Annotated in this window: 4 protein-coding genes; all 4 read left to right on the top strand. The window is 29.5% G+C overall.

The features are described 5' to 3' along the window. Positions 1-80: 80 nt before the first annotated feature. On the top strand, positions 81-1,211 hold the full coding sequence (locus Q1J48_RS02935) for a cyclically-permuted mutarotase family protein (protein ID WP_300361098.1): 1,131 nt from the start codon (positions 81-83) through the stop codon (positions 1,209-1,211). Positions 1,212-1,234: 23 nt separating this feature from the next. Further along, positions 1,235-2,248 (top strand): LacI family DNA-binding transcriptional regulator, encoded by a 1,014-nt coding sequence (locus Q1J48_RS02940; protein WP_300361100.1) that lies wholly within the window; start codon positions 1,235-1,237, stop codon positions 2,246-2,248. Positions 2,249-2,260: 12 nt separating this feature from the next. Continuing rightward, a complete protein-coding gene (locus tag Q1J48_RS02945) occupies positions 2,261-3,253 on the top strand; it encodes a sialic acid TRAP transporter substrate-binding protein SiaP (RefSeq protein WP_300329281.1) in 993 nt (330 codons plus the stop codon). A gap of 101 nt (positions 3,254-3,354) precedes the next feature. Further along, positions 3,355-5,211, top strand: coding sequence for a TRAP transporter large permease (locus Q1J48_RS02950; protein ID WP_300361103.1), 1,857 nt, complete (start codon positions 3,355-3,357; stop codon positions 5,209-5,211). Positions 5,212-5,218 lie beyond the last annotated feature (7 nt).

Consider the following 5,218-nt stretch of genomic DNA (forward strand, 5'->3'; position numbering starts at 1 on the left):
TAAAAAAGAGGTATATTTAATTATATGAACACGAGAACATTTGATTTTCGAAAATACTATGTAGATTATGGAGGGATTGTATGAAAAAATTCGCTTTAGTATCAATAATTTCTATTCTAGCTTTAACTGGATGTACTAATGTTAAGGCGCCTAATGTTGAGAAAAAAATAACTTGGGAACACGCAGGAAATTTACCAGCTCAAAAAGGATTTGAAATAAATAAAGGTGTTGCAGGAGTTTTATGTGGAGTGTTAGAAGATAAATATGTAGTAGTTGGTGGAGGAGCAAACTTCCCATTTGAACCAACAGCAGTTGGAGGAGCTAAAAAAACTTACTCAGATATTTATTTACTAGAAGCAAATGGAAGTAAATTAACAACAGTAGATCATATCAACTGGGAAAATGAAATTGGTTATGGATCTTCTGTAACAACTAAAGATGGAGTTTACTATGTTGGAGGATCAACTAATCCAGATGGAGATAATGATATCTTATTAGTAAAAGTTGTAGAAGGAAAATTAAAAGTTGAAAAAGTTGGAGATTTACCATTCACACTACAAAATGGTGGAGTAGCAGAAAAAGATGGAAAATTATATGTTTTTGCTGGAAAACAAAACGGAGCAGGAACTAATAAATTCTGGTCATATGATTTAACAACAAAAGAAGCTGTTGAATTAGCACCAGTTCCAGGAGCAGATGTAAGAACTCAACCAGTTGGACAAATATTAAATGGAGAATTATATGTATTCAGTGGAGGTTCTTCAGTAGCTTATACAGATGGATACAAATATAATTTTGAAAAAAATGAGTGGACAAAAGTAGCAGATGTAGCATTAGATGGAAAAGATATTTGCTTATTAGGAGCTAACTCAATAAAACTTAATGAAACTGAAATGATGGTAATTGGAGGATTCAATAAACAAGTATGGAATGATGCTAACCATTATTTAGGAACATTAAAAGGAAAACAATTAGCTGAATACAAAGCTCAATACTTTGGTGCTGATCCATATGAATTTAACTGGAATAAAAATATATTAGTTTATAATTCAACTAAAAATGAATGGAGAACTTTAGGAGAAATACCATTTGACGCTCCTTGGGGAGAAGGATTAGCAGTTATAGGAGATAAAGTTTATTCAATAAACGGAGAAATTAAACCAGGAGTAAGAACAAACAGAATGTTTACTGGAACAATCTTAAAAAAATAAATTAAGAGTAAGAAGGAGTTCAAATGATTACCCAAAAAGAGATAGCAGAAGAGTTAGGTATCAGTAGAACAACAGTAGCAAGAGCTATTAATGGAAGTCCTTCTATAAAAAAAGAAACAAAAGAAAAAATTATGAAGTTAGTGGAAAAATATAATTATGAGAAGAACTATATTGGAAGCACACTAGCAATAAAAACCAAAAAACTTGTATATGCCCTTGTGGTAAAATCAAAAAATGAATTTTATACAGATGGAATATATAATGGACTTTCAAAAGTTGAAAAAGAATTCAAACATTATAATATGGCAATGGAGATCATCCAAACAGATATAAATGATGAAGAGCTTCAACTAAGAAAATTAAAAGAAATTTTATTGAAAGATAATATAGGAGGACTCATAATTACTCCACTAGCTAAAGAAAAAATATATAAAATTTTAAAACCTTATTTAGAAACAATGAAAATAATTTCTTTAGGAATGAGACTTCACAAAGATATACCTCATGTAGGTCCTGATTATAAAAAGATGGGAAAGATAGCAGGAGAAATAATGAGAAATATTTTAAGAGATGAAGAAAGATTATTAGTTATAGATAATGGTGATGATAAAGTTTCTTCAAAATCATATTTGGAAGGATTTATTTCAAAAATAAAAGATACCCAGATAAAAATAGTTGGTCCTATAAAAGGGAAAAATGCTGAAACTACTGTTGAGATTATAGAAAAATATTGTACAGAAGATAGGATAGATGGAATATATATAAATAGATATTCTCACGATTCTTTAAAAAAAGTTCAAAAGAAATTATTAATTGGTAAAAAGATAGTAACCAATGGAATGGATGAAACGATAAAAAAATTAATAAAATCAAAAATTATAACTGCCACTGTAATGGAGCAAGTTGAATTGGAAGGCTATACAGCTGGAAAAAGAATTTTTGATTCTATAATAAAAAATCAAACTATGGAAAATAGATGGGAAGTTTTAAAATCAAGAATAGTTTTCTTGGAAAATTTACCAGATGAAATAGAATAAGGAGTGGATAATATGAAAAAATCAGTTAAATTATTAGGAATTGGAGCTATGTTATTCGGAGTTATGACAACTCAAGCTTTAGCAAAAGAATATAAATTAAAAATGGGAATGACTCCTGGAACAGCTCAAAATGAATATAAGGCAGCAGAATTTTTTGCTAAAGAATTAGATACAAAATCAAATGGACAAATAAAATTATCTCTATATCCAAATGGACAATTAGGAGATGATAGATCTATGCTAGAACAAATGTCTGGTGGAGCATTAGATTTTGGATTCTTAGAAATGGCTAGATTTAACTTATATTTCCCAGAAGCAGAAGTTTATTCATTACCATATATGATAAGAGACTTCGCTCATATGCAAAAAGCTACATTTGAAACTGAAATTGGTAAAAATATTATAGAAAAAGCTGAAAAAGAATTAGGAGTATTAGTTCTTTCTCAAGGATATAACGGAACAAGACAAACAACTTCAAATAAAGCAATAAAATCTTTAAAAGATATGAAAGATTTAAAATTAAGAGTTCCTAATGCAAGTTCAAACTTAGATTATGCTAAATACACAGGAGCTGCTCCTACACCAATGGCATTCTCAGAAGTTTATTTAGCACTTCAAACTAACTCTGTTGATGGACAAGAAAACCCATTATCAGCAATTAAAGCTCAAAAATTCTATGAAGTACAACCATATCTAGCAATGACAAATCATATTTTGAATGACCAATTATATATTATGTCAGCTATGACAATGGAAGATTTACCAGAAGATTTACAACAAGTTGTAAGAGATGCAGCTAAAGCAGCAGCAGAATACCATACAAAATTATTCGTAGATGAAGAAGCTGGATTAATTAAATTCTTTAAAGAAAATAAAGTAACAGTTACTGAACCTAACTTAGATGAGTTCAGAGCAGCAATGAAACCTGTATATGACAAATATATAGCTAAAAATAAAGAAGTTGGTCAAAAAGCAATTGATGAAATTATAAATGCTGGAAAATAAATTTTGAATTGATTTAATAAGTTAACTTTGAATTTCTAGTGGCTTTTTTAGGTCACTAGAAATTTAAATATATAAAGAAATAAATAAAAAGGTGGGACATAATGAAAAAAATATTTGATAAGTTGGAAGAGTACATAGGTGGAGCTCTTTTTATGGGTATATTCATAATACTTGTATTACAAGTATTCTTTAGACAGGTTTTACATACTCCTTTAGTTTGGAGTGAGGAATTATCAAGACTAATATTTGTTTGGGTAGCAATGTTAGGGATTAGTATTGGAATAAGAAAACAATCACACATATTTATAGATTTTTTATTTAATAAATTTTCTCCAATGATACAGAAGATAATATTTACATTAAGTCAAATAATTATATTTATCTGTATTATTTGTATGGGGTGGTTTGGAAAGTTTTTAACTGCTAAAAAATGGGGGTTTGAAATAGTAACTCTTCACATTTCATCAGGATGGTTATATTTAGCATTATATTTAATATCTTTCTTAATGATGATTCGTTTCTTTCAAGCTTATGAAGATAACTATAAAGAGAGAAAAGTTTTAATACCGACAAAAGTTTTTATGGTTGCATTTGTTTTAATAGTTGCTGGATTAATTATAAATCCAAAAATGTTTAAAGCTTTAAGTTTGGCACAATATTTTGATTTGGCTGATAATGCTGGAACAATATCAATAATTGCTTGGATAGCAATAATGTTTGTAGGAGTTCCTGTTGGTTGGTCTTTAATGATAGGAACAGTTTTATTCTTTAGTTTAACAAGATGGAATGTAGCACTTTTTGCTTCATCTAAATTAGTTGATAGTTTAAATAGTTTTAGTTTGATTTCAGTACCATTCTTCATTTTAACAGGAATATTAATGAATGGTGGAGGAATTACAGAAAAAATATTTAATTTTGCAAAAGCATTATTAGGACACTATACAGGTGGTATGGCTCATGTTAACGTTGCAGCTTCTCTTATTTTCTCAGGAATGTCAGGATCAGCAATAGCCGATGCTGGAGGACTTGGACAATTAGAGATTAAAGCGATGAGAGATGAAGGATATGATGATGATTTATGTGGTGGTATCACAGCAGCATCTTGTATAATAGGACCATTGGTTCCACCTAGTATCTCAATGATTATCTATGGAGTTATAGCAAATCAATCAATAGCAAAATTGTTCTTAGCAGGATTTGTTCCAGGAATTTTAACAACAATAGCTCTTATGGTAATGTGTTATGCAATTTGTAAAAAAAGAGGTTATAAAAAAGCTAAAAAGGCTACATTTAAAGAACAAGTAAAATGTTTTAAAGACTCTTTCTGGGCATTACTTACTCCTGTTATTATAATAGGGGGAATATTTACAGGTAAATTTACTCCAACAGAGGCGGCTATTATAGCAGCAGCTTATTCAGTATTCTTAGGAGCATTTATTTATAAAGAGTTAACTTTAAAAGCTTTCTTTGAACATTGTATAGAGGCGATGGCAGTTAGTGGAGTTACTTGTTTAATGATTATAACAGTTACATTCTTTGGAGATATGATAGCTAGAGAACAAGTAGCAATGAAAATAGCAGAAGTATTTATGCAATATGCAAACTCTCCACTTACAGTATTAATAATGATTAATGCTTTATTATTCTTCTTAGGAATGTTTATAGATGCTTTAGCATTACAATTCTTAGTTCTTCCAATGTTAGTACCAGTAGCAGCAGAAGTTGGAATTGACTTAATATTCTTTGGAGTTATGACAACTCTTAATATGATGATAGGTATTTTAACACCACCTATGGGAATGGCACTTTTCGTAGTTGCTCAAGTTGGTAAGATGTCAGTAACAACAGTTACAAAAGGGGTTTTACCTTTCTTGATTCCAATATTCTTAACACTTGTGTTTATAACAGTATTCCCACAAGTAGTTACATTCTTACCATATTTAATTTTAGGTAAGTAAAATTAAA

This window comes from Fusobacterium sp., assembly GCF_029258315.1.
Lineage (GTDB): Bacteria > Fusobacteriota > Fusobacteriia > Fusobacteriales > Fusobacteriaceae > Fusobacterium_B.